This is a genomic window from Streptomyces sp. NPDC031479, assembly GCF_055581065.1.
Genome location: NZ_JBVIKC010000011.1, coordinates 36,898 through 61,140, shown reverse-complemented (window position 1 = coordinate 61,140; position 24,243 = coordinate 36,898). Strand labels below are relative to the sequence as shown.

Sequence of the window (24,243 nt, the reverse complement as noted above, 5' to 3'; positions counted from 1 at the left end):
GATCAGCCCTTCTCGGGGTGGTCTGCGCCGGTGTGGGGAGCGGCGGCTTCGAGTGCGGCGGCGGTCCGCGCGACCGTGTGGTTGCGCAGCGCGGTGGCGAGGTCGAGGGTGAGCCCGTGCCGGCGGGCGGCGACGAGCAGCGGGGCGACGAGCAGCGAGTCGCCGCCGAGGTCGCGGAAGTCGTCGTGGACGCCGACCTGTTCGAGGCCGAGGACCTCGGACCAGACCTCGGCGAGCACCTTCTCCAGGTCGGTGCGCGGGGCGGTGTACGGCAGGGGCGTCGCGGTGGCCCGGCGCGAGGCCAGGGCGGCCTTGTCCCGCTTGCCGTTCGCGGTCAGCGGGAGCCGGTCGACGACGGTGACGGCGGCGGGGATGGCGGCGGCGGGCAGGACCGCCCGCAGCCGGTCGCGCAGGGCGGGGACCTCGACGGAATGCCCGTCGGCCGGGACCACCCAGGCGGCGAGCCGCTTGCCGCCGTCGGCCGCGTCCACGGGGGTGACGAGCGCCTCGCGGACGGCCGGGTCGGCGGTCAGGGCGGCCTCGGCCTCGCCGGGCTCGACGCGGTGGCCGCGCACCTTGACCTGCTCGTCGGCGCGGCCGGTGAACTCCAGCACTCCCCCGGGCAGGATGCGGGCGAGGTCCCCGGTGCGGTAGATGCGGGTGCCGGGGAGGCCGTACGGGTCGGGCAGGAACGACGCGGCGGTCAGGGCGGGCGCCCCGGCGTATCCGCGGGCGAGTCCCTCGCCGCCGAGCCAGACCTCGCCGGTGATCCCGTCGGGCAAGGGCCGCAGCCGGTCGTCGAGGATCCGCAGCAGCACCCCGGGCAGCTGGGAGCCGAGCGGGACCAGGGTGCGCCGGGTGTTGGGGCGTACGTGGCCGAAGGTCGCGGCGACGGTGGCCTCGGTGGGACCGTACTCGGCGCCGAGCAGCATCCGCCCGCCGGCCGCGGCGATGCGGGCGGCGACCCGTTCCGCCTGCGCGGTGGGGTAGGCGTCGCCGGCGCAGACCGCGATCGCGGCGAGGCCGCCGAGCTCGGAGTCGCTCAGCTGCGCCTCCAGGAGCTGGAGGTGGCCGGGCGTGAGGCCGACGAAGGCGTACGGGGCCCCGGCCATCAGCAGCGGGCCGAACTCCCCCGGCTGCCAGTCCTGCGGCAGCAGGCGCACCGGCTGCCCCGTCATCAGCGGCGCGTACAGGGCGGGCAGGCCCAGGTCGAAGCCCACCGAGGTGAACCAGGGGGCGCCGCCGGAGCCGGTCTCGGCGTAGGCCCGTACGGCCCAGTCGAGGTAGTGGGCGAGCGAGCGGTGGCTGATCTCGACGCCCTTGGGGGTGCCGGTGGAGCCGGAGGTGTACAGGACGTAGGCGAGCCGGTCGGGGTCCAGGTCCAGCCCCAGCGGGCCGTCGTCGCCCTCCTGGGAGACCTCTTCGGCGAGCAGGATCCGCCCGGCGCCGGTCGTCCCGGCGAACCGGTCGGCGTACGCGCCCTGGGTGAGCGCCAGGTCGAAGCCGAGCGCGGACAGCCGGGCGGCCGGGGTGCAGGGGTCGACCGGCAGCTGCGCCGCACCGGCCTTCCACACGCCGAGCAGGGCGGCGACCAGCTCCGGCCCGCGGTCCAGCAGGACGGCCACCCGGGTCTCGGGGCCGGCGCCGAGCGCGCGCAGGCGGCGGGCGATCCGGTTGGCCCGTGCGTCCAGTTCCGCGTACGAGGTGCCGGAGCCGTCCGGGGTGCCCGCGCCGGTGAGGGCGGTGGCCCACGGGGTGCGCGCGGCCTGCGCCTCGAAGCCGGCGAGGGCTTCGACGGGGGTCTCGGGGTGCGGGAGGGCGGGCGCGGCGAGGCGGTAGTGCTCCTGGTGGTTGGGGAAGCCGCCGCGGGCGTCGCCTCCGGCCCCGGTGCGGGCCATGTCGGTGAGGACCGCCTTGTAGAGGGCGGCGAGGCGCTCGGCGTTGGCCTTGGCGAGGGTCCGGGTGCGGGAGGCGATCGAGAGGTGGCCGCGCACCGGCGTGCCGACGACGAGCGGGAACTCGTTGGGGCTGTCGTCGCGGCTGGCCATGATGTCGATGAGCTCGACGTCGACCTGGTGGAAGTCCAGGTAGTGGAAGAGCACGTCGATCAGGTGGCTCTCGCCGCCGGCCACCCGCATGGCGGGCATCGGGTAGCGGCGGTGGGGCCACAGTTCGACCTCGCGGGCGAAGACCTCCCGGGCGAGCTCGCCCCAGGTCGCGGCGCCCTTGCGGTAGGGGAAGGGCACCGAGTTGAGGTACATGCCGGAGACCCGTTCGGCGCCGGCCTCCTCGGGGCGGGCGTCGGCGACCATGCCGCCGCGGAAGCTCCCGGCCCGGGTGAGCATCGCCAGGACCTTGCTGTGCGCGGCGTGCAGGACGCTCTTGTACGGGACCTCCGCGGCGGAGGCGAGGGCCCGCAGGCCCGGCTCCACGTCGCCGAGTTCGAGGTCGATGCGGTAGCGCTCGTCCGCGCCGCGCGGGTCGCCGGCCCAGCCGGTGGGGATGGTGAACTTCTCGTGGCCGTCGACGAGTCCGCGCCAGTAGTCGCGGTCCTCGGCGGACTCCAGGGAGCGCAGTTCGCCGGCGATGAAGTCGGCGTAGCGGACGGCCGGGACGGGCGGCGCCGGGTCGGGCTCGCCGCCGGTGCGGATCGCCCGGTAGGCGCGCAGCAGTTCCATCAGCTGGGAGTGGTAGCTCCAGCCCTCGATGACCGGGTGGCACTCGGTGATGGACAGCCACCAGCTCTCGTCGTCGACGAGGTGGACGGCCATCCGCATGAGCGGGGCCGCGGTGAGGTCGAAGAGCTCCTCGCGGTCGCGGTCGGCGAAGGACCACAGGGTGGACTCGCGCTCCTCGCGCGGCAGGTGGCGCAGGTCCTCGAAGAGGCAGGGCATCGATACGGAGCCGGCCTCGTGCACCAGCTGGAGGGGTTCGCTGTAGCCCGAGAGGGCGAAGGAGGTCCGCATCACCTCGTGGCGCTCGACGATCAGGTCCGCGGCCCGCTGGAACACCGCCGGGTCGAAGGGGAGTTCGTCGCGGATCCGGAAGGAGGTGATGTTGTGGTAGCGGTTCTCGCCGCTGCGGCCGTGCATCTCGACGAGCATGCCCGCCTGGATCCGGGAGACCGGGTAGGCGTCGGTGACGCCCTGCGGCAGGGTGATCCGGTCCTCTTCGCCGATCAGGGCGAAGGGTGCGACGGGGCCGTCGGCCCGCTCGGCGGAGCCGTCGCCGGCCTGGTCGCCGAGGGCGGCGCGCAGTTTGGCGACCGTTCGGTGCTCGAAGACGTCGCGGACGCTGGTCTCCCAGCCGGCCTCGCGCAGGGCACCGACGAGGGAGACGGCGCGGATGGAGTCCCCGCCGAGGTCGAAGTAGTTGTCGTGGACACCGACGGTCTCCAGGCCGAGGACCTCGGCCCAGACGGCGGCGATGGAGGCTTCGGCGGCGTCGCGCGCCTCGACGTGTTCGCCGACGGTGGTGGCCTCGCGGCCGGGGGCGGGCAGGGCGCGGCGGTCCAGCTTGCCGTTGGCGGTCAGCGGGAGCGCGTCCAGGCGCAGGTAGGCGGAGGGGACCATGTAGGCGGGCAGGGCCTCGCCGAGCGCGTCGCGCAGGGCCGCGGGGGCGAGGTCCGCGTCGGCGGCGCCGGGCGCGGGGACCAGGTAGGCGACGAGCTGCTTGTCGCCGGGGGTGTCCTCACGGACCAGGGCGACGGCCTCGGCCACGGCGGGCAGCGCGGTGAGCGCGGTCTCGATCTCGCCGAGTTCGATGCGGTAGCCGCGCAGTTTGACCTGGTGGTCGATGCGGGCGACGAAGTCGAGGCTGCCGTCGGGCAGGACCCGGGCGAGGTCTCCGGTGCGGTAGATGCGGGCGCCGGGGGCGCCGTAGGGGTCGGGCAGGAAGCGTTCGGCGGTCAGGTCGGGGCGGCCGGCGTAGCCGCGGGCCAGTCCGGTGCCGCCGATCCACACCTCGCCGGGGACGCCCAGGGGCAGCGGGCGCAGCCGCTCGTCGAGCACGTACATGGTGGTGTTGGGGACGGCCCGGCCGATGGAGACGAGCTCGGTGGTGACCGGGCCGTGGGCGGTGCCGTCGGCCGGCAGGAAGTGGGCGGAGTTGCCGACGGTGATCTCGGTGGGTCCGTACTCGGCGGCGAGGCGGGTGCCCCCGGGTCCCGCGGCGGCGGCCCAGCGTTCGGCGAGGCGGTGGGTGAAGGAGTCGCCGGCGGCGATGACCAGCCCGGCCAGGTCGCGGATCTGCCCGTCGGTGAGCTGCTGCGAGAGCAGGTCGAGGTGGCCCGGGGTGAGCTTGATGAAGGCGTACGGTCCACCGTCGGCCAGCAGGGTGCCGAGGTCGGCGGTGTCGAAGTCCTGCGGGAGCAGGTGGACGGCCTGGCCGGTCATCAGGGGGGCGTACAGGTCGGGGACGCCGAGGTCGAAGGCGACGGAGGAGAACAGTGGGGCGCCGCCGGTGCCGGCCGTGGCGTAGGCGCCGGCGGTCCAGGTGAGGTAGTTGGCCAGGCCGCGGTGGCCGATGAGGACGCCCTTGGGCTTGCCGGTGGAGCCGGAGGTGTAGATGACGTAGGCGAGCTGGTCGAGGTCGTACGCGGTGGGCAGTTCGGCCTCGGCGGCGGCCAGGGCGGCCCGCTCGGCCGGGTCGTCGACGACGACGAGGCCGGGGCCGTCGAAGCGGCCGGCGTGGCGGGCCTGGGTGATCACGAGGCGGGTGGCGGTGTCGCCGAGCATGAAGGCGATGCGCTCGTCGGGGTAACCCGGGTCGATCGGCACGTAGGCGGCGGCGGCGCGCCAGATGCCGAGGAGGGCGGCGACGAGGTCGGGGCCCCGGTCGAGCAGGACGCCGACGGTGTCGTCGGGGCGGACTCCGAGCTGGACCAGGCGGCGGGCGAACCGGTCGGCGCGGGCGTCGAGTTCGGCGTAGGTGAGCTCGCCGGAGGCGTGCCGGACGGCGACCGCGCCGGGGGTGGCCTCGATCCGGTCGGCGATGGTCTCGAAGACGGGCCGCAGGGCGGCGGCGTCCACGGGGGCGCCGACCGGTTCGGCCGGGCCGTCGAGCAGGAGGGCGCGCTCGGCGGCGCCGAGGAAGTCGAGGGTGGACAGGGGGGCGCCGGGCCGTTCGGCGACGGCCGCGAGCAGGGCCGCGTAGTGGCCGGTGATCCGCTCGGCGGTGGCGGCCTCGAACAGGTCGGTGGAGTACTCCAGGGCACCGTGCAGGGAGCCGTCGGCGCGTTCGGACAGGTGCAGGGTGAGGTCGAAGCGGGCGATGCGGCCGCTGGCGGCGACCGGGGTGACGGTGAGGCCGGGCAGGTCGGGGCTGTCGGAGCCGTGGCCGGAGGCGAGGTCGAACATCACCTGGAAGAGCGGGGTGGTGGACAGGTCCCGTTCGGGTTCGAGTTCGTCGGCGATCCTGTCGAAGGGGGTGTCCTGGTGGTCGAAGGCGTCCAGGACGGTGGTGCGGTTGCCGGCGAGCAGCTCCCGGAAGGCCGGGTCGCCCTGCCAGCGGCCGCGCAGCACCAGGCTGTTGTAGGCGTAGCCGGCCATCTGCCGCAGTTCGGGGCGGGTGCGGCCCGAGACGGCGGTGCCGACGGCGACGTCCTGCTTGCCGGTGTAGCGGCCCAGCAGTGCCTGGTAGGCGCTGAGCAGGACCATGAAGAGGGTGGCGCCCTCCTGTTCGGCGAGGGCGCGCAGCCGGGCGGCGACCTCGGCGGGCACGTCGAACCCGGCGACGGCGCCGTCCCAGCCGCGGACGGAGGGGCGGGGCCGGTCGGTGGGCAGGCCGAGGGGTTCGGTGCCGGCGAGCTGTCCGCGCCACCAGTCGAGGGCGGCCTCGGCCGCGGGGCCGGACTGGCGGGCGTTCAGCCAGGCCGCGTAGTCGGCGTACTGGACGGGGGGTTCGGGCAGGACGCCGTCCAGCGGACCGGTGACGGTGCCGGCGGCCCGGTAGCAGGCGGCCAGGTCGGCCAGGATCAGCGGCCGGGTCAGGGCGTCGCAGGCGATGTGGTGCATGACGACGACCAGGACGTGGTCGTCGGCGGCGAGGCGCAGCAGGCGGACCCGCAGCGGGGCCTCTGCGGCCAGGTCGAACACCTCGCCGGCGCGGGCCTGTGCGAAGGCGGCCGCGGCGGCGTCGCGGTCGGCCGCGTCGATGCCGGTGACCTCGCTGACGGCGTAGTCGACGGGGCCGGCCGGGTCGACGACCTGCCGGGGCTCGCCGCCTTCGAGGAGGTAGCGGGTGCGCAGGATCTCGTGGCGGGCGGCCAGGGCGTCGAAGGAGCGGCGCAGGGCGCTCTCGTCGAGGGTGCCGCGCAGCCGGTGCGCGAGCGGCAGCAGGTATTCGGGGCTGTCCGGGTCGAGCTGGTGGAGGAACCACAGCTGGCGCTGGCCGGCGGAGAGCGCCAGCGGGGCCTCCCGGTCGGCGCGCGGGATCCCGGTGCGGGCGGGGCCGCGGCCCGCGGTGCGGCCCGCGCGTCCGGCGAGCCGTCGGCGCAGCAGTTCCGCCCGCAGCTCTTCCTGCGTGGGTGCGGTGGGTGCGGTCACGGCTGGTACTCCCTGTGGGCGATGGCGAGTTCGGCGTGGTCGAGGGTTTCGATCTCGGTGCGTACGGCTTCTTCGACGGCCGCGGCGAGGCCGGCGACGGTGGGGTGTTCGAAGACGGCGCGCAGGGGCATCTCGACGTCGAACTCCTCGTGGAGGCGGGCGATGACGCGGGCGGCGAGGACGGAGTTGCCGCCGATCCGGAAGAAGCCCTGGCGGGCGCCGATCCGGCGGGTGGTGCCGTCCTCCCCGGCGAGGACCTCGGCCCAGATCTCGGCGACGATCTCCTCGACCGGGCCCTCGGGCGCGGTGTAGGGCTCGTCGGAGAGGGCGGCGGCGAGGTCGGGGGCGGGCAGGGCCTTGACGTCCACCTTGTTGTGGCGGGTGAGCGGGATCCGCGGGACGGGCACCAGCAGCGCGGGGACCATGTAGTCCGGCAGGCGGCGGGCGCAGTGGTCCAGGAGTTCCCCGTCACCGGGCGGGTTGTCGCCGCGCGGGACCCAGTAGCCGATGAGCGCGGCCGTGGAACCGGTGCCGTGGACGACGACGGCGCACTGGGCGACCCCCGGGTGCTCGGCGAGGACGCCCTGCACCTCACCCGTCTCCACGCGGCGGCCGCGGATCTTGGCCTGGCCGTCGGCGCGGCCGGCGAACTCCAGGGTGCCGTCGGGCAGCATCCGGGCGCGGTCGCCGGTGCGGTAGAGGCGGGCACCGGGGGGCCCGTACGGGTCGGGGACGAAGGCGGCGGCGGTCAGGTCGGGGCGGCCGTGGTAGCCGCGCGCCAGTCCGGATCCGCCGACGCACAGTTCGCCGGTGGTGCCGTACGGAACGGGCTCCAGGTACTCGTCGAGGACCCGGGCCGTGACGTGCGGGTAGGCGCGGCCGACGGGGACGGAGGCGGCGGTGTCGTACGCGTCCCAGCGGGTGGCGGCGATGGTGGTCTCGGTGAGCCCGTACTCGTTGACGAAGCGCAGCAGACGGCGGGACAGGTCCCGGGCCAGGGCGGGCGGGCAGGGCTCGCCGCCGGTCTGGCCGACGAGGGGGCGCCGGCCCAGGCCCGCGTCGATCAGCATCTGCCAGTGCGGCGGCGCGACCTGGAGGTGGCTGACGCCGTGCTCCTCGATGAGCCGCAGCTGCGCGGCGTGGTCGGCGAGGTCCCGCTCCTGCGCCAGGACCACCCGGCCCCCGGCGACGAGCGGCATCAGCAGCTCGGTGCAGGAGATGTCGAAGGTGGGCTGGGCCAGGGCCAGCCAGGCGTCGTCGGGGCCCTGCCCGAAGTCCAGGTGGGCCTGGGAGGCGCGGAGCATGGCGAGCAGGGTGCGGTGCTCGACGGCCACGCCCTTGGGGCGCCCGGTGGAGCCGGAGGTGTACATGATGTACGCCAGCCGGGCCGCGTCGGCCGGGGCCCCGCCCGGGTGTGCGGTACGGGACCAGGCGTCGATCCCGTCGGCGGCCAGTGCGGGGTCGCTGCAGGCGGCGAGGGCGGCGGACGCACCGGTCGCGTTGCCCGCGGCGGCCGGGGCGCCGGCCCTGTCGGCCGGGGCGGCCGGGGCGCCGTCGAAGGCGGCGAGCCGCTCGTCGGTGTCGACGGCCAGCCAGGGCCCGTCGTGGTGGCCGCGCAGCCGGGCGGCGCCCGCCAGGTCGGAGACCAGGAGCCGGGCCCCGGCGTCGTCCAGGACGTAGCCGAGGCGTTCGACCGGCGCGGCCGCGTCGAGCGGCACCCAGGCGGCGCCGGCCTTCCAGACGCCGAGGTAGGCGGCGATCAGGTCGGGGGTGCGGCCGAGCATGACGGCGACCGTCGTCTCGGGACCGGCGCCCAGTTCGCCGAGCCGCCGGGCGAAGGCCTCGGCACGGCGCTCCAGTCGGGCGTAGGTCCAGCTCTCGCCGCCGCAGACGACGGCGGTCTCCTCGGGGTTGGCACGGGCGGTGGCGGAGATCACGGTGTGGACGAGGTCGTCGGCCGCACCGGCGGTGCCGGGCTCGGGGGCTCCGGGGCCGAGGGCGAGGACCTCCTCGCGCAGGGAGTCGGGCAGCAGCGCGGCCCGGTCCAGGCGCACCCACGGCTCGTCGACCAGGGACTCCAGCAGCCGCACCCAGCCGGCCGCGAAGCGCTCCACGGTGGCCGGGTCGAAGAGGGAGGTGGCGTACTCGACCAGGCCGAGCAGGGAGCCGTCGCCCTGGCGCTGGAGCACGAAGGTGAGGTCGGTACGGGCGCTGCGCCAGGCCCCGCGGAAGGCCTCGATGTCGCCCTCGGCGGCGGCCGTGCCGGTCCGGCCCTCCTCGTGGAGGTCGAACATGACCTGGTAGAGGGGGGTGCGGCCGGGGTCGCGGGCGTCGTCGAGCTCGGCGACGAGGCGGTCGAAGGGCAGGTCCTGGTGGGCGAAGGCGCTGCGGGCGGTGTCCCGGACCCGGATCAGCGCCTCCTCGAAGGTGGCGTCGGCCGGGGCGTCGCAGCGCATCACCAGCGTGTTCAGGAAGAAGCCGACGACGTCGGCGACCTCCGGCCGCTCCCGGCCGGCGACGGGCACGCCGACCGGCACGTCCCACTGGCCGGTGAGCCGGGCGACGAGCGTCCCGAAGACGGTCAGCAGGGTCTGCTGGAGGGTGGCCCCGTGGCCGCGCCCGAAGGCGGCGGCCCGGTCGGCGAGTGCGGCGGGGACGGTGAACACGTGGGCGGCGCCGACGCCGTCGCGGACGGCCGGACGGGCCCGGTCCGCGGGCAGGTCGGCGGGGACGGACCCCTCCAGGGCCCGCTTCCAGTGGGCCAGTTCCCCGGTCGCGGCGGATCCCGTCAGGCGGCGGCGCTGGTGGACGGCGTGGTCGGCGTACTGGACCGGCAGGGCGGGGAGCTCGGCGTCGGTGCCGTGGTGCGCGGCCTCGGCGAGGGCCAGCAGGTCGCGTTCCAGGACCACCGAGGACCAGCCGTCGCAGGCGATGTGGTGGATGGACAGGACCAGGTGGAGGGAGCCGGCGCCGCGGACGGTCAGGGCCCGCCAGACGGGCCCGTTCTCCAGGTCGAAGGGACGGCTGAACTCGTCCTCGATCAGGACGTTGCGTGCCTCGGCGGTCTCGGCGCGGGTGGCGCGCAGCTCGACGCGCGGGGTGGGGTCGGCGATCTGGACCGGCTCGGTGCCGCGCAGGACGTAGCGGGTGCGCAGGATCTCGTGGCGGACGGCGAGTGCGTGCAGGGCCGCCGCGACGGTGTCGTCGGCGTAGGCGGGCGGCAGGGTGATGAAGACGGGCGCGTTCCACTCGGCGCTGCCGGGGCGCATCCGGTCCATCAGCCACAGGCCCTGCTGGCCCGGCGAGAGCGGCAGTCCCGCTCCGCCGCGGGGCACGGGCCGGACGGCGTCGTCGGCGGTGGCCGGGGCGGCGTCCGGGGTGGCGGTGCCCGCGAGGGCGGGGGCGTCGGCCAGCAGGGCGGCCTGCGACTCGACGGTGGTGGCGGTGAACAGGGCGCGCAGCGGGACCGTGGTGCCGGAGGCGGCGGTCAGGGCCTGCGCCAGCCGGCTCAGCAGCAGGGAGGCCCCGCCGAGCTGGAAGAAGTCGTTGGTGGCGCCGATCCGGGCGGCGGGGATGTCCAGGAGGGCGGCCCACTGCTCGGCGACGACCCGCTCGGCCGGAGTGCGTACGGGGACGTGCGCGGTCTCCGCCTCGGCCGCCGCGGAGGCGGGCTCGGGCAGGGCCGAGCGGTCGATCTTGCCGTTGGCGGTGAGCGGGAAGTCGGCGACGGGCACGTACACGGACGGGATCAGCGGGTCGGGCAGGGAGCGGCGCAGGAAGGTGCGCAGTTCCTCGGGGCGCAGCCGCTCGCCGCGGGAGCGGACCCAGGCGACGAGGCGGTGTCCGCCGTCGCCGTCGGGGACCGCGGCGGCGACGGCGCCGCGCACCCACGGGTGGGCGGCCAGCGCGGCCTCGACCTCGCCGGTCTCGATGCGGACCCCGTTGACCTTGACCTGGTGGTCGAGGCGGCCGAGGTACTCCAGGGTGCCGTCGGCCTGCCAGCGGACCCGGTCGCCGGTGCGGTAGAGCCGCTCGCCGGGCGGGCCGTAGGGGTCGGGGACGAAGCGTTCGGCGGTCTGGTCGGGGCGGCCCTGGTAGCCGAGGGCGAGGCCGATGCCCCCGGCGTGCAGTTCGCCGGGGACGCCGACCGGGACGGGCCGGCCGGCCGGGTCGAGGACGAGGGCCCGCATGTGGGCGATGGGCCGGCCGATGGGGACCGCGCCGGTCTCCTGCGCGGGGTCCCAGCGGTGCTCGGTGATGTCGACGGAGGCTTCGGTGGGACCGTAGGTGTTCCAGATCTCGGCGCGCGGGGCCAGTTCGGCGAGGGCCCGGCAGAGTTCGGCGTGCAGCGGCTCGCCCGCGCTGAAGATCAGGCGCAGGGCGGTGGCGCGCTCCCAGCCGGACTGTTCGGCCAGGCGCCGGTAGACGGAGGGGACGCCCTGGAGGACGGTCACCTTGTGGTCGCCGACGGCGCGCAGCAGCGCGGCCGGGTCGCGTTCGGCGTCCTGGGGGGCCACGGCCACCGCTCCCCCGCTGATCAGCGGGGAGAAGAGCTCCAGGCCGGCCGCGTCGAAGCCGACGGTGGTCTTGAGCAGGAAGCGGTCGGCGGGGCCGAGCTTGTGCCGGTGGGCCAGCCAGCGCACCCGGTTGGCGATGCCGGCGTGCGGGACGAGGACGCCCTTGGGGCGGCCGGTGGAGCCGGAGGTGTGCAGGACGTACGCGGGCCGGGCCGGGTCGGGGGCGAGCGGGAAGCCGGCGGCCTCCGCGGCGGAGGCGGAGTCGGGGGCGTCGGCGACGTCCAGGACGGTGAGTCCGGCGGGCAGGCGGGCGGCTGTGCCGTGACCGGCGAGGACCACGGTGGCGCCGGCGTCCTGAAGGACCAGCGCGAGCCGGGCCTCGGGGTAGGTCGGGTCGAGCGGGACGTAGGCGCCGCCGGCGAACCAGACGCCGAGCAGCGCGGCGATCAGCTCGGGGCCGCGCGGCAGGCAGACGCCGACGAAGTCGCCGGGCGCCACTCCGCCGGCCCGCAGGGCGGCTGCGTAGCGGGCGGCGTGGTGCTCCAGGTCGGCGTAGGTCCAGTCGGCCCCCGTGGTGGCGAGGACGGCGGGGGCTTCGGGGGTGCGGGCGGCCTGGGCCCTGAACAGGCCGGGCAGCAGCAGACGGCCGGGGGCGGATCCCGACTGCGTACGGTCGTTCACGTTCTCTCCTTCATCGGGATCGGGGGTGGCGTCGGCCGCTTCCCGGGGCCGGGGCGCCCGGGTGGCCCGCACGTCCGGGTGGTCAGGCGGCGGAACCCGCGGACATCCGGCGGCGCAGGCTCGCGGGGCGCAGGTCGGTCCACAGTTCGGTGATCCGGGCGAGGCATTCCTCGCGGGTGCCCTCGGTGCCCTCGGCGTGCCAGCCGGCGGGCAGGTCGCGGTCGGCCCACCAGATCGAGTACTGCTCCTCGTCGTTGAGGACGACGCGGTGGACCGTGTCCGCCTGGTTCTCGTTCTGCTGTTCGCTCATCGCTGTTCCCTTCGCGTGGTCAGGTGCCGCCATCCTTGAAGAGGGCGCTATCGATGCCCTATCGAGCGCATATACGTGCCGGAACGCGGCAGGGCCCCCGATGCCTGTCGGCTTCGGGGGCCCTGCGGTGTGCGGGTTGTGGCGGGTCAGGCGGCGGCGCCGCTCAGGCCGGTGCCGGCGGTGCCGGGAGCGCCCTGGGGGAGGGTCGGGAAGGCGGCCTCGAAGGCGGCCTCGACATCGTGGCCGAGGATCCAGCCGACGTCCGCGGCGGCCTCCTTGACGCCACCGGGCCGGCCTCCGGCGCCCGGGGCGGGACGGCCCGTGCGCGATCCGAGCTGGACCTTCGTGGTGTGCGGGCGGCGCAGCGACTCGTAGCGCTCCAGGGCCTCGGCGACGCCCCGCGCGTCCTCGTCCGCGCGGGCGAGGCACAGGGCGAGCGCCACGCCGTCCTCGACGGCCTGGTTGGCGCCCTGTCCGTGGTGGGGCAGCATCGGGTGGGCCGCGTCCCCGAGCAGGGTCGCCCGGGAGGTGCTCCACCGCTCCAGCGGGGCCCGGTCGTAGAGGGCCCAGCGGCGGACCTCGCCCGCGGCGCCGACCAGTTGGCGCACCTCGGGCGTCCAGCCGGTGAGGACGGCGTCCAGGTCGGCCCGGTCGCCGGCGCTGGTCCAGGACTCGGCGTCGCCCTCGTCGGCGGGGGTGACCACCACGTACGTGAACTGCCTTCCGCCGCTGACCGGGTAGCACAGCACCCGGGACTCGGGGCCCGCGAACATGTACATCCGGCCCGGGTCCAGCGAGGGCACGTCCGCCGCGTCCACCAGCCCACGCAGCGCGCTGTTGCCGGAGTACACGGGGGCGTCCGCGCCGGCCACCGCGCGGCGCACCGCCGAGTGGACCCCGTCGGCGCCGACCAGGACGTCGGCCCGGCCCGTGGTGCCGTCGGCGAACTCCAGGAGCACCCCGTCGGGGGCCTCCTCGTGGCGGACGAGCTCCTTGCCGGTGCGCACCCGCTCGCCGGGCACCAGTCCCGCGAGCATCCGGTGCAGGTCGCCGCGGTGGACGGTGAGGTAGGGGGCGCGGAACTGCCGCTCCCAGGCCTCGCCCATCTCCTGTACGGCGACCCGCGCGCCGTTGTGGAAGGCCCGGACCTCCAGGGCCTCGGGGCGGACCGCCAGCTCGGCCAGGCGCGGGCCGAGGCCGAGGCGCTCCAGCAGCCGGGTGCCGTTCGGGCCCAGGTGCATGCCCACGCCCTGCTCGCGCAGGGCCCCGCCCCGCTCGTACACGGTGACGTCCAGGCCCCGGGCGTACAGGGCCGCGGCGGCGGTGAGGCCGCCCAGACCCGCGCCGATCACGGCGACTTCGAGGCTCACCGGTACTCCCAGGCACTCTCGAAGGAGTCGAACTCGTCGGCGGAGTCGAAGGATCCGAAGTCCGCGCCGGCTCCGCCCGCGGAGCCCAGGGCCAGCAGTGCCTCCAGTTCCCCCGCGCCCGCCAGCTCCACGTCGGCGACGCGGGTGTCCGGCTCGGCGACGGCGGCCGCCAGCATCCGCTCGTACCCGTCGGCGAAGCGCGCGACGGTCTCGCGGTCCAGCACGTCCGTGTCGTACGAGAAGACCGCGGTGACCCCTTCGGGGGTCTGCTCGATGCGCAGGAGCAGGTCCAGCTGGCCCTCCTGCTGCGGGACGTCGATCAGGGCGATGTCCAGCCCGGCGTACGGGACGGACGGTCCCTCGGCGGCGCCCGGCGCGACGTTCGGCACGGGCGGCTCCATCCGGTCCATCTGGACGAGGAACAGGGCGGTGCGGAACACCGTGGCCCGGGGGAAGGCCAGCGCGCACGGGTAGCGGACGCCCATCATGCCGCCCATCACCCGCTGCCCGGCCTGCTCGGCCGCGCTGCGGAAGGTGGAGCCGGCGGTGAAGTCGGCCCGTACCGGCATGGTGTTGAGGAAGCAGCCGATCACGTCCCGCTGCGCGCGGCCCATCCGGCTGGTGGCCGGGACCCCGAGGACGAAGGCCTCCTGGCCGGTCCAGCGGTGGGTCAGGGCCTGGAAGACGCCGAGGAGGTAGGCGAAGGGGGTCACCCCCGCGACGGCGGCGGCCGGGGCCAGGGCGGCGGCGCTCTCCGCGGCCAGCTGCCGCACGACGGTGCCGCCCCGGTAGGAGCGCAGCGCGGGCCGGGGCCGGTCCAGGGGGAGTTCGGCGGCGGGGGCCCGCCCCACCGACTCCTGCCACAGCTCGGCCGCCCGCAGGCCCGAGGCGGAGGCGGTGTAGCGCAGCTCCTCGGCGGCGTGGTCGGCGTAGGAGCCGGGGATGGGCCGCCAGCGGGGTTCCTGCCCGGACGCGAAGCCCTCGTAGGCGTCGAGGACGTCGCGCACCAGCAGCCAGCGCGAGGTGAAGTCGCTGACGATGTGGTGGGCGGAGGTGACCAGCGCCCAGTCCTCGTCGGTGTTGCGCAGCAGCACCACGCGGAAGGCCGCGGACTCCAGGCGGAAGGGCTGGGCCCCGGCCTCCTCGGCGGCCCGGTGCAGGGCCTCCTCGCCGGCGCCGTCGAGGTCGCGGAACTCCAGCCGGACCAGGGGCTGTTCGCCCACGGTGCGGCGGACCCCTTCGGCGTTCTCGGTGAACACCGAGCGCAGCAGCTCCTGGCGGGCGCCGACGGCGGTGACGGCGGCGTCCATGGCGGCGGGGTCGACCCGGCCGCGCAGCCGCAGCGGCATGACGATGTTGTAGGCGGAGGCCTCGGGGGAGACCCGGTAGGCGGTCCACATGGACTGCTGGATCGCGGTCAGGGGCAGCGCCCGCACGGCGCCGGGCCCCTCGGCGGCGGTGTCCGTCACGGCGGTCACGGCGGTCATCCGCAGCCTCCCGCGTGGCTCATGTCCGTGGTGCGCCCGGCGCCGACCACCGCGAGCTCCGTCTCGGCGGGCTGCGCGGCGGGGGCCGCGGGGGCGGCGTCCCCGAAGGAGGCGGCGAAGGCGGCCACCCGGTCCAGGCCCCAGTAGGGCTCGCTGCCGTTGACGAAGAACGGGACGCCGAAGACCCCGTCGCGGTGCACGTCCAGCAGGGCGGCGACGGCCCGCTCGCGCAGCTCCGGGCTGTCGGTGGCGGCGGCCACCGCGTCGGCGTCGAGGCCGGTCTCCACGGCCAGTTCGAGGATGGTCGCGGGGTCGCAGATGTCGCGTCCCTCCAGCCAGCGGGCCCGGCCCGCGCGGGCCACCCACTCCCGGCCCAGGCCCGCGTCCACGGCGAGGAACCAGGTCAGGTGGGCCGGCTCCCACCACGGCGCGCGGTCGGCCGGCCAGGTCAGCGCCAGCCCGCGCTCGGCCGCGAGGCGGCGTACGTCACGCAGGATGTAGAACTGCTTGGCGCGGGTCATGGGGGTGTACGGGAACTGCCCGCCGGCCTCGTCCAGCAGCTTGGCGCTGGTCTCGTCGGGCTCCCAGAAGGGGCGCCATTCGACCTGGTCGAGCAGACCGGGGTGCTCGCGCTCCAGGTCGTGCAGGACGAAGAAGTTGTAGGGGCTGCGCAGGTTGAAGTAGAACCGGGGCGGTTTGGCGGCACGGCCGGCCATGTCGAACTCCTCTGTGAATCAGGCTGGTCGGACTGGTGGGGGCCGGTCAGACGACCAGACCGCCGTCGATGTGGAAGACCTGTCCGGTGATGTACGCGGCGCGGTCGGAGGCCAGGAAGGACACCAGCTCGGCGACCTCGTGGGCCTCGCCGAAGCGGCCCAGCGGGATCCGGGACGTCATCTCCTTGGCGTGCTTCTCGGACAGGCCCCCGACCATGTCGGTGGCGATGAATCCGGGGGCGACGGCGTTGGCCCGCAGGCCGCTGCGGCCGGACTCCTTGGCCAGGGCCTTGGTGAAGCCGATGATCCCGGCCTTGGTCGCGGAGTAGTTGCTCTGCGTGGCGTTGCCGGCGGCGGCGACCGAGGAGAGGGTGATGATGGTGCCGCGGCGGCGCTTCATCATCGGGAAGGCCAGCGCCTTGGCGAAGTTGAACGTCCCGTCGAGGTTGGTGCGGACCACCGCGTCCCAGTCCTCGTCCTTCATCATCGCGAGGTGGCCGTCGCGGACGATGCCGGCGGCGGTGACCAGCACCTCCACCGGGCCCAGTTCGGCCTCGGCCTGCGCGGTGAAGGCCCGGACCTGCTCGCGGTCCGTGACGTCCACGCGGCGGGCCAGCACCCGCGCCCCCAGCTCCCGGGCGGCCTTCGCGGCGAGCTCGGCGGCCTCCTCGTTGGACTGGTAGCAGAAGGCCACGTCGTGGCCGTCCCGTGCCAGGGTCTCCACCACGGCCCGGCCGATGCCGCGCGAGCCGCCGGTGACGAGGGCTACCGGCCTCGGTGTCTCGGACATGGATAGATGCCTCTCTCTTCGGGACGCGGGTGCGCGCGTACGCGGGTAAGCGCGGGGGATGGGGGGATGGTGCGCGGGGTGCGGTACGGGGCCGGGGGGCGCGGTGGCGTGCGCCCCCCTCGCCGGTCTCAGCCGAGCCGCAGCAGGGTGGCTCCGACGGTGCCGTCCCGGTCCAGGGCGGTGACCAGCGCGAGCCGGTCCACCAGGGCGGGGTCCGCACCGGCGTGCGCCAGGACGGCGGCCAGCTGGAAGGCGGCCGAGGCGGCGGTCGCGTCGCCGACGAGCGGGCGTACGGCGATCCGCTCGCCGCCGATCCCCTCCAGCGCGGACTCCTCCTGCTTGCCGAGCTGCCCCGGCGGGGTGCCCGGCGCGATCAGGGCGACTTCCTCGGGGCCCACGCCCGCGTCGGCGAGCACCTCGGCGACGCAGCGGGCCAGCGCGGCCCCGGCGCGTCCGCTCTCCGGGAAGGCCCGGAAGCGGGAACCGAGGACGGTGGCGAGCACCCGTCGGCCTCCCTCGCGGGCGGCCTCCCCGCTCTCCAGCAGGAACAGCGCGGCGCCCTCGCCGAGCGGGTCGGCCTCGGCCCCGCCGTGGTCGGCGACCCGCTCCAGGCGGGCCCGCTGGACGGAGAACTCCTCGGCCGCGCCGGCCAGCAGCGCGTTGGCGTGGCCGCCGCGCAGCAGCCGGGAGGCGTAGTTCAGGGCCAGCAGGCCGGTGGCCGAGCCGCCGGAGACGGTGACGTTGGGGCCCTTGAGGGTGTGCCGGATGGCGCTCTGGCCCGTCGGGCAGTTCATCACCGTGTTGGGGAACCGGGCCGGGTCGACGAGGTAGGGCTTCTCCCCCGTCAGGGCGTCCCGGGTGAAGTCCATGATGGACTGGACGCTGCCGGAGGTGCCGAGCACCAGCCCGGTCTTCTCCGGGTCGGCGGCCAGGCCCTGGCCGAAGTCCTCCAGGAGCTCGCCGACGGTGACGACGGCGATCCCGGTGGCCCGGTCCATGGAGCGGGTGCCCTTGCGGCCGAGCACGGCCTTGATGTCGAAGCCCGGGACGAGGCCCGCTTCCCCGTAGGGGACCGGCCACTGCCCGCCGTCGACGGCGGAGGTCGCCGTGGTCCCGGCCAGGAGTCCCTCGGCGAAGGACCGGCGGCCCAGGCCGTACGGGGAGGTCACGGCCCAGCCCGAGATGACGAGCCGGCGCTCGCGGGGCCGCGCCGCTGCTGTTTCCGTCATGCGACTGCGCTCCTGTCTTCCCAGTGGCCGAGGACGAGGACGGCGTTGTTGCCGCCGAAGGCGAGTCCGTTGTTCTGCACGACCTTGAGGTCGGCTTCGACCGCCTCGTTCGGTACGCAGTCCACGCCGCACTCGGGGTCGGTGGTGCGGTGGTTGATGGTCGGCGGGATGAATCCCTCGCGCAGGGCGAGGGCGCAGGCCGCCGAGGCCAGGGCGCTGGCGGCGCCCATGGTGTGGCCGATCATCGACTTGATGGAGACGGTGCGCGGCAGGTCCTCGCCGAACACCTGACGGATCGCGCCGACCTCGGTGACGTCGTTCGCCCTGGTCCCGGTGCCGTGCGCGGAGATGAAGTCCACGTCGGCGGGGGTGATCCCGGCGTTGGCGTGCGCCGCGGTGATGCAGCGGGCGATCGAGTCCCGGTCGGGGGCGACCGGGTGGCTGGCGTCGCAGGACAGGCCGTAGCCGAGGACCTCGGCGTAGATCCGGGCGCCGCGGGCCAGCGCGGACTCCAGCGACTCCATGAGCAGGATGCCGGCGCCCTCGCCCGTGAGGATGCCCTGCCGGTCGGCGTCGAAGGGCCGGCACACGTCGGGGGCGATGGTCCCGAGCCGGTAGAAGCCGGTGAACGTCTTGCGGCACAGGGCGTCGGCCCCGCCGCACAGGGCCATCTCCACGTCTCCGGAGCTGATCGCGTCGTAGCCGTAGCCGACCGCGTAGTTCCCGGCGGCGCAGGCGGTGGGGACGGTGACCGTCTCCACGTCCTCCAGGCCGAGTTCGCGGACGATGCCGGCGGAGAGCCGGCCCGGCCAGACGCGGCGGGCGACCACCGGGTCGAGGGCGTCCTCGTCCCCGGCGACCTGGAGCCCGGTGAGGTGGTCCAGGTCGCGGGACTCGCCGTCGGTGGTGCCGACCGAGACCAGGGAGCGCCTGGCCCGGACGTCCGCCTCGGTGAGACCGCCGTCGGCCACCGCCATCCGGGCCCCGGCGACCGCGAACTGGGCGGCCCGGCCGAGCTCGTCGGCCGGCAGCTCGCGCAGCCAGGCCTCCGGCTCGAAGTCGGTGATCTCGCAGGCGTTGGAGTGGGCGAAGCCGGTGGTGTCGAACGCGCTGATGGGCTTGGCCCCGCTGCGTCCGGCGCGCAGGCCCTCGGCGAAGGCGTCCACGCCCGTGCCGATGCTCGTCACGACACCGAGACCCGTGATCACCACCCGGTGCCGGGCAGCGGTCCGCTGCCCCGTCGCGGCCGTCTCGGTGGTCACTTGCCCTCGGCCTCCGCGATCACGGCGTAGACGCCGACCAGGTTGACCATGCGGCTGAGCTCGGACTGCTCCAGCGTGATGCCGAAGACCCGCTCCAGCGAGGCCAGGATCTCGATGGTGCGCAGGGAGTCCGCGTCGTGCTCCTCCTTGAAGAGGCTCGTCTCGGTCACCTCGTCGAGGTCGAGTTCGAGGATGTCGCAGACGATTTCCTTGATCTGCTCCTTGCGCCCGGCGTCGAGGGCGGGGATCTGGGTGGTCATCTGATGTTCCTCCAGGTGAAGGGCGGTCCGCGGCGGACCTGCCGGTGCCGTGCCGGGTGGGCGCCCGGTGGGTTTTCGGGGTGGGGGGCTGGCGGGGCCAGCGGTGGTGCGATGGTTCGATGGTGGGAGGGGCCGCTATCAGTGGCCTATATCCACCAGGTGCGGAGTGAGGCCCGCGGACCGGGGCTCCTTCCACAGGTGCGAGACCTCGCCGAACTGGCGGTACACCCAGGCGTCGTCGTAGATCGTCTCCAGGTAGCGGTCGCCGCCGTCGGGCAGGACGAGCACCACGTTCGAGCCGGGGATGATGTCGGGGGCGATCCGTTCCAGTGCCGCGACGACGGCCCCTGAGGAGCCGCCGGCGAGCACCGCCTCGTCACGGACGAGGCGCCGGCAGCCGACGACGCAGTCGAGGTCGCCGACGTGGATGACCCGGTCCGCGTCCGAGGGACGCAGCAGCCGGGGCACCACCGAGGCGCCGTGGCCCGGGATGAGCCGGGTGCGGCGCTCCTGCGGGCCGAAGAGCACGCTGCCGATGGCGTCCACGGCGTTGATCGTGGTGTTCATCCCGTGCCGGCGGATGTACTCCGCGCAGCCGCCCAGGGTTCCGCTGGTGCCCGCGGCCACGACGAGCTGGTCGACGCGGCCGTCGAGGGCCTCGGCGATCTCGCGCATCGTGTTCTGGTGGGCGATGGGGTTGAGGGGGTTGGAGTACTGGTCGGGCCAGTAGGCGTCGGGCGTCACGGCGACGAGGTCGGCCACCCGGCGGAGCCGGGCCGGCAGCAGTTCACCGGTGGCCGGATCGGGGTCGACGACGATCTCGACCTCGGCCCCGTAGGCCCGCAGGATCGCGACGTTCTGCCGGGTCGTCCTGGCGTCCACCACGCAGATGAAACGCAGTCCGAAATACCCGCAGATCTGGGCGAGCCCGATCGCGAGATTGCCGGAACTCGACTCGATCACGGTTGATTTTCCGGGTACGAGTTCCCCGGTTCTGATGCGCGCCAGCACCATGGAGAGTGCTGAGCGGTCCTTGATACTTCCTCCGGGATTGAACCGCTCCACCTTGGCGAACACCCGCGAGCCGAGGCCCGGCAGCAAACGCTCCAGTTCGATGAGCGGAGTTCCTCCCACGGTGGAGAGGATTCCCTTCGTCCCTTCTTCGTACGGCATCTGATGCAGCCATCCTCTGCTGGGAGTTGCGGGGTGCGGATACAGCGTGATTGAGATTCGGCCAATCCGCTATATCGACGCCATACGGCCGGTTATAGGTGGCGCATAGTCGATGGCCTGAATCTCTTCCACATCGCACCACGGAAGTCCCCCATGAAGACGGAAGAGAGAGTCCCTCACATGACCGGCACCGACTCGCGCATTCAGAAAGTCGTCATCCTGGGCGGCGGAACCGCCGGCTGGATGACCGCCGCCTATCTCGGCAAGGCCCTCCAGGGCACGGTGGACATCACGGTCCTGGAGGCTCCGGCGATCCCGCGGATCGGTGTCGGTGAAGCCACCGTCCCGAACCTGCACAAGGTCCTCTTCGAATACCTCGGCATCGCCGAGGAGGAGTGGATGCGGGAGTGCAACGCCAGCTTCAAGATGGCCGTCCGCTTCGTCAACTGGAGAACCGGCGGCCAGGGCGAGCCGAACGCGCGGGAGCTGGAGAACGGCGGGCCGGACCACTTCTACCACCCGTTCGGCATCCTGCCGGACAGCGACAACGTCCCGATGTCGCACTACTGGGCCAAGCGGAAGCTGGAGGGCCAGACCGAGGAGCCGTTCGACTACGCGTGCTTCCGCGAGCCCCCGGTCATGGACGCGAAGAAGTCCCCGAAGTGGCTCGACGGCACCCCGTCCACCCGCTACGCCTGGCACTTCGACGCGGCCCTGGTCGCCGACTTCCTGCGCCGCTTCGCCACCGAGAAGCAGGGCGTCAACCACGTGCAGGGCGAGATGACCCGCGCGGAGAAGGACGAGCGCGGCTTCATCAAGGCCCTCCACACCAAGGACGGCAGGGTCCTGGAGGCCGACCTGTTCGTGGACTGCTCCGGCTTCCGCGGCCTGCTCATCAACCAGGCCCTCGAAGAGCCGTTCATCGACATGAGCGACCACCTGCTGTGTGACAGCGCCGTCGCCACCGCCGTTCCGCACGACGACGAGGCCAACGGCATCGAGCCGTACACCTCCGCCATCGCGATGTCCTCCGGCTGGACCTGGAAGATCCCGATGCTGGGCCGTTTCGGCTCCGGCTACGTCTACTCCAGCAAGTTCACGACCAAGGAGGAGGCCACCAAGGAATTCAGCGCGCTGTGGGGCCTCGACCCGGAGACGACGAAGTTCAACCACGTGAAGTTCCGGGTGGGCCGCAACCGTCGCGCCTGGGTGAACAACGTGGTGAGCATCGGCCTTTCCTCCGCGTTCCTGGAGCCGCTGGAATCGACCGGGATCTACTTCATCACCGCGGCCATCTACCAGCTGGCGAAGCACTTCCCGGACCGCACCTTCAACCCGGAGCTGGCCAACAGCTTCAACCGCGAGATCGAGGTGATGTTCGACGACACCCGCGACTTCATCCAGGCGCACTTCTACTACGCGCCGCGCAATGACACCCCGTTCTGGCGGGCGAACAAGGAACTCACGCTGCCGCAGAACATCCAGGAGAAGATCTCCGCGTACAAGGCCGGCCTGGCGATCAACTCCCCGATCGCCGACGAGTCCACGTACTACGGGAACTTCGAGGCGGAATTCCGGAACTTCTGGACCAACGGCAGCTACTACTGCGTCTTCGCGGGCCTCGGCCTCGAACCGGACGCCCCCCTGCCGATCCTCGCGCACAAGCCCGATTCCGTGGCGGGCGCCGAGGCCATGTTCGGCAAGGTCAAGCAGGAGCAGGAGCACCTCCTCGACACGCTGCCGAGCACGTACGACTACCTGCGCAAGCTGCACGGCTAGTCCGCAGTCGCTTCCTCCCGGTGCGCAGGCCCGGAGCCGGCCCCTCCCTCCGGCTTCCGGGCCCGCGCCGCACCCCGATCCCCAGGAGTCCCCACAGATGTCCCGTACCTCCCAGCCCTCCCCGTCCCTGCGCGCCGATCAGTCCGACGGCGCGGCCGAAGCCGACATCCGCCCCCTGATGTCGGCGTTCCCGTCCGGTGTCTCGGTGATCACCACGATCGGCACGGATTCCGAGCCGCGCGGCATGACCTGCAGCTCCCTCGCCAGCGTGGCCCTCTCCCCGCCCACCGTCGTGCTGTGCCTGCGCACGCAGAGCCCGACCGTGCAGGCCGTGCTGGAGACCGGCCAGGTCGCCGTCAACCTGCTCCACGAGAACGCCCGTCCCGTCTCCGACCTGTTCGCCTCGGGCGCCCCGGACCGCTTCGCGCGGACCGAGTGGCGGCTCCCGCTGGGGGCCGGCGGCCCGCACCTGGCGGCGGCCTCGCACGCCGTCGCCGACGGCGAGGTGGTCAGGGCCGTCGAGTTCGGCGACCACACCGCGGTGTTCGTCCGGGTCACCCGGGTCTCGCTGCACGACGGGGAGGAGCCCCTGCTGTACGGCAAGCGCAGGTACGCCCGCTGGACCGATGCCACCGCCGTGCCCGGCCCGCCCGCCGCGGCCCCACCCCTGCCGGCGATACCCGCCCCGCCCGCCGCCGCCACGCCGGCCCCGTCCGCCCCGTTGACCGCGTCGGCCCCGTCGGCCGCGTCGGCCGCGTCGGCACCCAAGGAGGCCGCCCGTGTCCGCCCGTGACCCGCTCCCCGACCTGCTGATCGCGATCCCCGCGGTCATCATCTCGTGCAAGGCCGGCGCGATGCTCTTCCGCCGCCTCGGTCAGCCGCCGGTGGTCGGCGAGATCGCCGTCGGCATCCTGCTGGGCCCCTCGCTCCTCGGCTGGCTGTGGCCCTCGGCCCAGACATGGCTGTTCCCCGGGACGGTCCTGCCGTTCACCGGGGCGTTCGGAAATCTGGGTCTGCTGGCGTTCATGTTCCTCGTGGGCCTGGAGCTGAACCTCTCCGCCCTGCGCGGGCACAGCCGTACGGCCATCGCCGTCAGCCAGGCGAGCATCGCGCTCCCTCTGCTCCTCGGCTCCGGGCTGGCCCTCCTGATGTACGACACGCTGGCCCCCAAGGGGGTCTCCAAGATCGCGTTCGTCCTGTTCATCGCGGTGTCCATGAGCATCACCGCGTTCCCGGTGCTGGCCCGGATCCTGACCGACCGGGGGCTCTACAACACCCGGATCGGCGCCCTGGCCATGGCCTGCGCGGCGGTGGACGACGTGACCGCCTGGTGCCTGCTGGCCGCGGTGGTCGCCGTCAGCACCAGCAGCTCCCCCATCGAGGCGGCCACCACGGCGGCCCTGGCGGCCCTGTTCCTGGCCTTCATGATCTACGCCGTCCGGCCGCTGCTGGCCAAGTGGGCGACGCGGGCCGCCCGTACGGTGGACTCCGTCGTGCTGGTCGTACTGTTCAGCGGGCTGTGCCTGTCGGCCTTCACCACGGACAAGATCGGCGTGCACGCCCTGTTCGGCGCCTTCGTCTTCGGCGTGATCACCCCGCGCGGCTCCCGGGTGATCGAGCTGTGCGCGGCCCGGCTGCGGGCCTTCACCATCCCGATCCTGCTGCCGCTGTTCTTCGTCAACACCGGTCTGCGCACCGACGTGGGGCTGGTGGTCGCCGACCCGATGATGTGGGTGTGGGCCCTGGCCGTCATGGTCGTCGCCTTCCTCGGCAAGTGGGGCGGCAGCACCTCCGCGGCGCGGGCCACCGGCCAGTCCTGGCGGGACGCCATGTCGATCGGCGCCCTGATGAACTGCCGCGGTCTGACCGAGCTGGTGGTGCTGAACCTGGGGCTGGAACTGGGGGTGATCGGGCCGGACCTGTTCACCATGCTGGTCCTGATGGCCCTGCTCACCACGGCGGTCACCAGCCCCGCGCTGTCCTGGATCCGCCGGAAGGTGCCACGGGGCACGGAGGCCGACGACACGGCCGACGGTCCCCTGGCACACGATCCGGTGCAGTTGCCGGCCCAGGCCGCCGCGGTCTCCTGAGGCGTACCCCACCGGGACCCGCTCCCGCACCCGC

The 24,243-nt window shown here is 74.2% G+C and carries 14 protein-coding genes; 3 read left to right on the top strand and 11 right to left on the bottom strand.

Annotated elements, in window-relative coordinates; translation table 11 throughout:
• Positions 1 to 2 precede the first annotated feature (2 nt).
• The 11 genes from ACZ5D2_RS14845 to sbnA form a co-directional block, all read right to left on the bottom strand.
• Entirely contained in the window at positions 3 to 6,545 is a 6,543-nt protein-coding gene (locus tag ACZ5D2_RS14845; protein ID WP_468929366.1) for an amino acid adenylation domain-containing protein, read from the bottom strand.
• Entirely contained in the window at positions 6,542 to 11,743 is a 5,202-nt protein-coding gene (locus tag ACZ5D2_RS14840) for an amino acid adenylation domain-containing protein (RefSeq protein WP_371676239.1), read from the bottom strand. Before ACZ5D2_RS14840 ends, ACZ5D2_RS14845 begins: the two co-directional genes overlap by 4 nt.
• Positions 11,744 to 11,825: 82 nt before the next feature.
• Positions 11,826 to 12,053, bottom strand: coding sequence for an MbtH family protein (locus ACZ5D2_RS14835; RefSeq protein ID WP_266843120.1), 228 nt, complete (start codon positions 12,051 to 12,053; stop codon positions 11,826 to 11,828).
• 146 nt (positions 12,054 to 12,199) lie between these two features.
• Positions 12,200 to 13,423: an FAD-dependent monooxygenase gene (locus ACZ5D2_RS14830; RefSeq protein WP_468929362.1), complete on the bottom strand. Its 1,224-nt coding sequence runs from the start codon at positions 13,421 to 13,423 to the stop codon at positions 12,200 to 12,202.
• Complete coding sequence (locus ACZ5D2_RS14825; protein ID WP_371676241.1) at positions 13,420 to 14,910, bottom strand: condensation domain-containing protein; 1,491 nt, start codon at positions 14,908 to 14,910, stop codon at positions 13,420 to 13,422. Before ACZ5D2_RS14825 ends, ACZ5D2_RS14830 begins: the two co-directional genes overlap by 4 nt.
• A complete protein-coding gene (locus tag ACZ5D2_RS14820) occupies positions 14,907 to 15,626 on the bottom strand; it encodes a 2-hydroxychromene-2-carboxylate isomerase (protein ID WP_371676242.1) in 720 nt (239 codons plus the stop codon). Before ACZ5D2_RS14820 ends, ACZ5D2_RS14825 begins: the two co-directional genes overlap by 4 nt.
• A 46-nt stretch (positions 15,627 to 15,672) precedes the next feature.
• Positions 15,673 to 16,416, bottom strand: a complete 744-nt coding sequence (fabG, locus tag ACZ5D2_RS14815; RefSeq protein ID WP_371676243.1) for a 3-oxoacyl-[acyl-carrier-protein] reductase — start codon at positions 16,414 to 16,416, stop codon at positions 15,673 to 15,675.
• Between the two features lie 128 nt (positions 16,417 to 16,544).
• Positions 16,545 to 17,645, bottom strand: a complete 1,101-nt coding sequence (locus ACZ5D2_RS14810; protein ID WP_371676244.1) for a beta-ketoacyl synthase N-terminal-like domain-containing protein — start codon at positions 17,643 to 17,645, stop codon at positions 16,545 to 16,547.
• Positions 17,642 to 18,907, bottom strand: a complete 1,266-nt coding sequence (locus ACZ5D2_RS14805) for a beta-ketoacyl-[acyl-carrier-protein] synthase family protein (RefSeq protein WP_371676245.1) — start codon at positions 18,905 to 18,907, stop codon at positions 17,642 to 17,644. The genes ACZ5D2_RS14810 and ACZ5D2_RS14805 overlap by 4 nt, the downstream gene beginning before the upstream one ends.
• Positions 18,904 to 19,167 (bottom strand): acyl carrier protein, encoded by a 264-nt coding sequence (locus ACZ5D2_RS14800; protein ID WP_280914146.1) that lies wholly within the window; start codon positions 19,165 to 19,167, stop codon positions 18,904 to 18,906. The genes ACZ5D2_RS14805 and ACZ5D2_RS14800 overlap by 4 nt, the downstream gene beginning before the upstream one ends.
• A 138-nt stretch (positions 19,168 to 19,305) precedes the next feature.
• Positions 19,306 to 20,340 (bottom strand): 2,3-diaminopropionate biosynthesis protein SbnA, encoded by a 1,035-nt coding sequence (gene sbnA, locus ACZ5D2_RS14795; RefSeq protein WP_266843108.1) that lies wholly within the window; start codon positions 20,338 to 20,340, stop codon positions 19,306 to 19,308.
• A gap of 180 nt (positions 20,341 to 20,520) precedes the next feature.
• Here sbnA and ACZ5D2_RS14790 point away from each other — a divergent pair, with 180 nt between their 5' ends.
• The 3 genes from ACZ5D2_RS14790 to ACZ5D2_RS14780 all read left to right on the top strand — a co-directional run bounded on the left by ACZ5D2_RS14790 (position 20,521) and on the right by ACZ5D2_RS14780 (position 24,209).
• Positions 20,521 to 22,119 carry a tryptophan halogenase family protein gene (locus ACZ5D2_RS14790; RefSeq protein ID WP_371676246.1) on the top strand — a complete coding sequence of 533 codons (1,599 nt, stop codon included), beginning with the start codon at positions 20,521 to 20,523 and terminating at the stop codon, positions 22,117 to 22,119.
• 97 nt (positions 22,120 to 22,216) lie between these two features.
• Complete coding sequence (locus tag ACZ5D2_RS14785) at positions 22,217 to 22,912, top strand: flavin reductase family protein (RefSeq protein WP_371676247.1); 696 nt, start codon at positions 22,217 to 22,219, stop codon at positions 22,910 to 22,912.
• Entirely contained in the window at positions 22,899 to 24,209 is a 1,311-nt protein-coding gene (locus tag ACZ5D2_RS14780; RefSeq protein ID WP_371676248.1) for a cation:proton antiporter, read from the top strand. Before ACZ5D2_RS14785 ends, ACZ5D2_RS14780 begins: the two co-directional genes overlap by 14 nt.
• Positions 24,210 to 24,243 lie beyond the last annotated feature (34 nt).

Excerpts from the sequence above, each read along its gene's own strand:
- ACZ5D2_RS14835 (WP_266843120.1), bottom strand. The coding sequence starts at position 12,053 with ATGAGCGAACAGCAGAACGAGAACCAGGCGGACACGGTCCACCGCGTC.
- ACZ5D2_RS14825 (WP_371676241.1), bottom strand. The coding sequence starts at position 14,910 with ATGACCGCCGTGACCGCCGTGACGGACACCGCCGCCGAGGGGCCCGGC.
- ACZ5D2_RS14820 (WP_371676242.1), bottom strand. The coding sequence starts at position 15,626 with ATGGCCGGCCGTGCCGCCAAACCGCCCCGGTTCTACTTCAACCTGCGC.
- fabG (WP_371676243.1), bottom strand. The coding sequence starts at position 16,416 with ATGTCCGAGACACCGAGGCCGGTAGCCCTCGTCACCGGCGGCTCGCGC.
- ACZ5D2_RS14810 (WP_371676244.1), bottom strand. The coding sequence starts at position 17,645 with ATGACGGAAACAGCAGCGGCGCGGCCCCGCGAGCGCCGGCTCGTCATC.
- ACZ5D2_RS14800 (WP_280914146.1), bottom strand. The coding sequence starts at position 19,167 with ATGACCACCCAGATCCCCGCCCTCGACGCCGGGCGCAAGGAGCAGATC.
- sbnA (WP_266843108.1), bottom strand. The coding sequence starts at position 20,340 with ATGCCGTACGAAGAAGGGACGAAGGGAATCCTCTCCACCGTGGGAGGA.
- ACZ5D2_RS14790 (WP_371676246.1), top strand. The coding sequence starts at position 20,521 with ATGACCGGCACCGACTCGCGCATTCAGAAAGTCGTCATCCTGGGCGGC.
- ACZ5D2_RS14785 (WP_371676247.1), top strand. The coding sequence starts at position 22,217 with ATGTCCCGTACCTCCCAGCCCTCCCCGTCCCTGCGCGCCGATCAGTCC.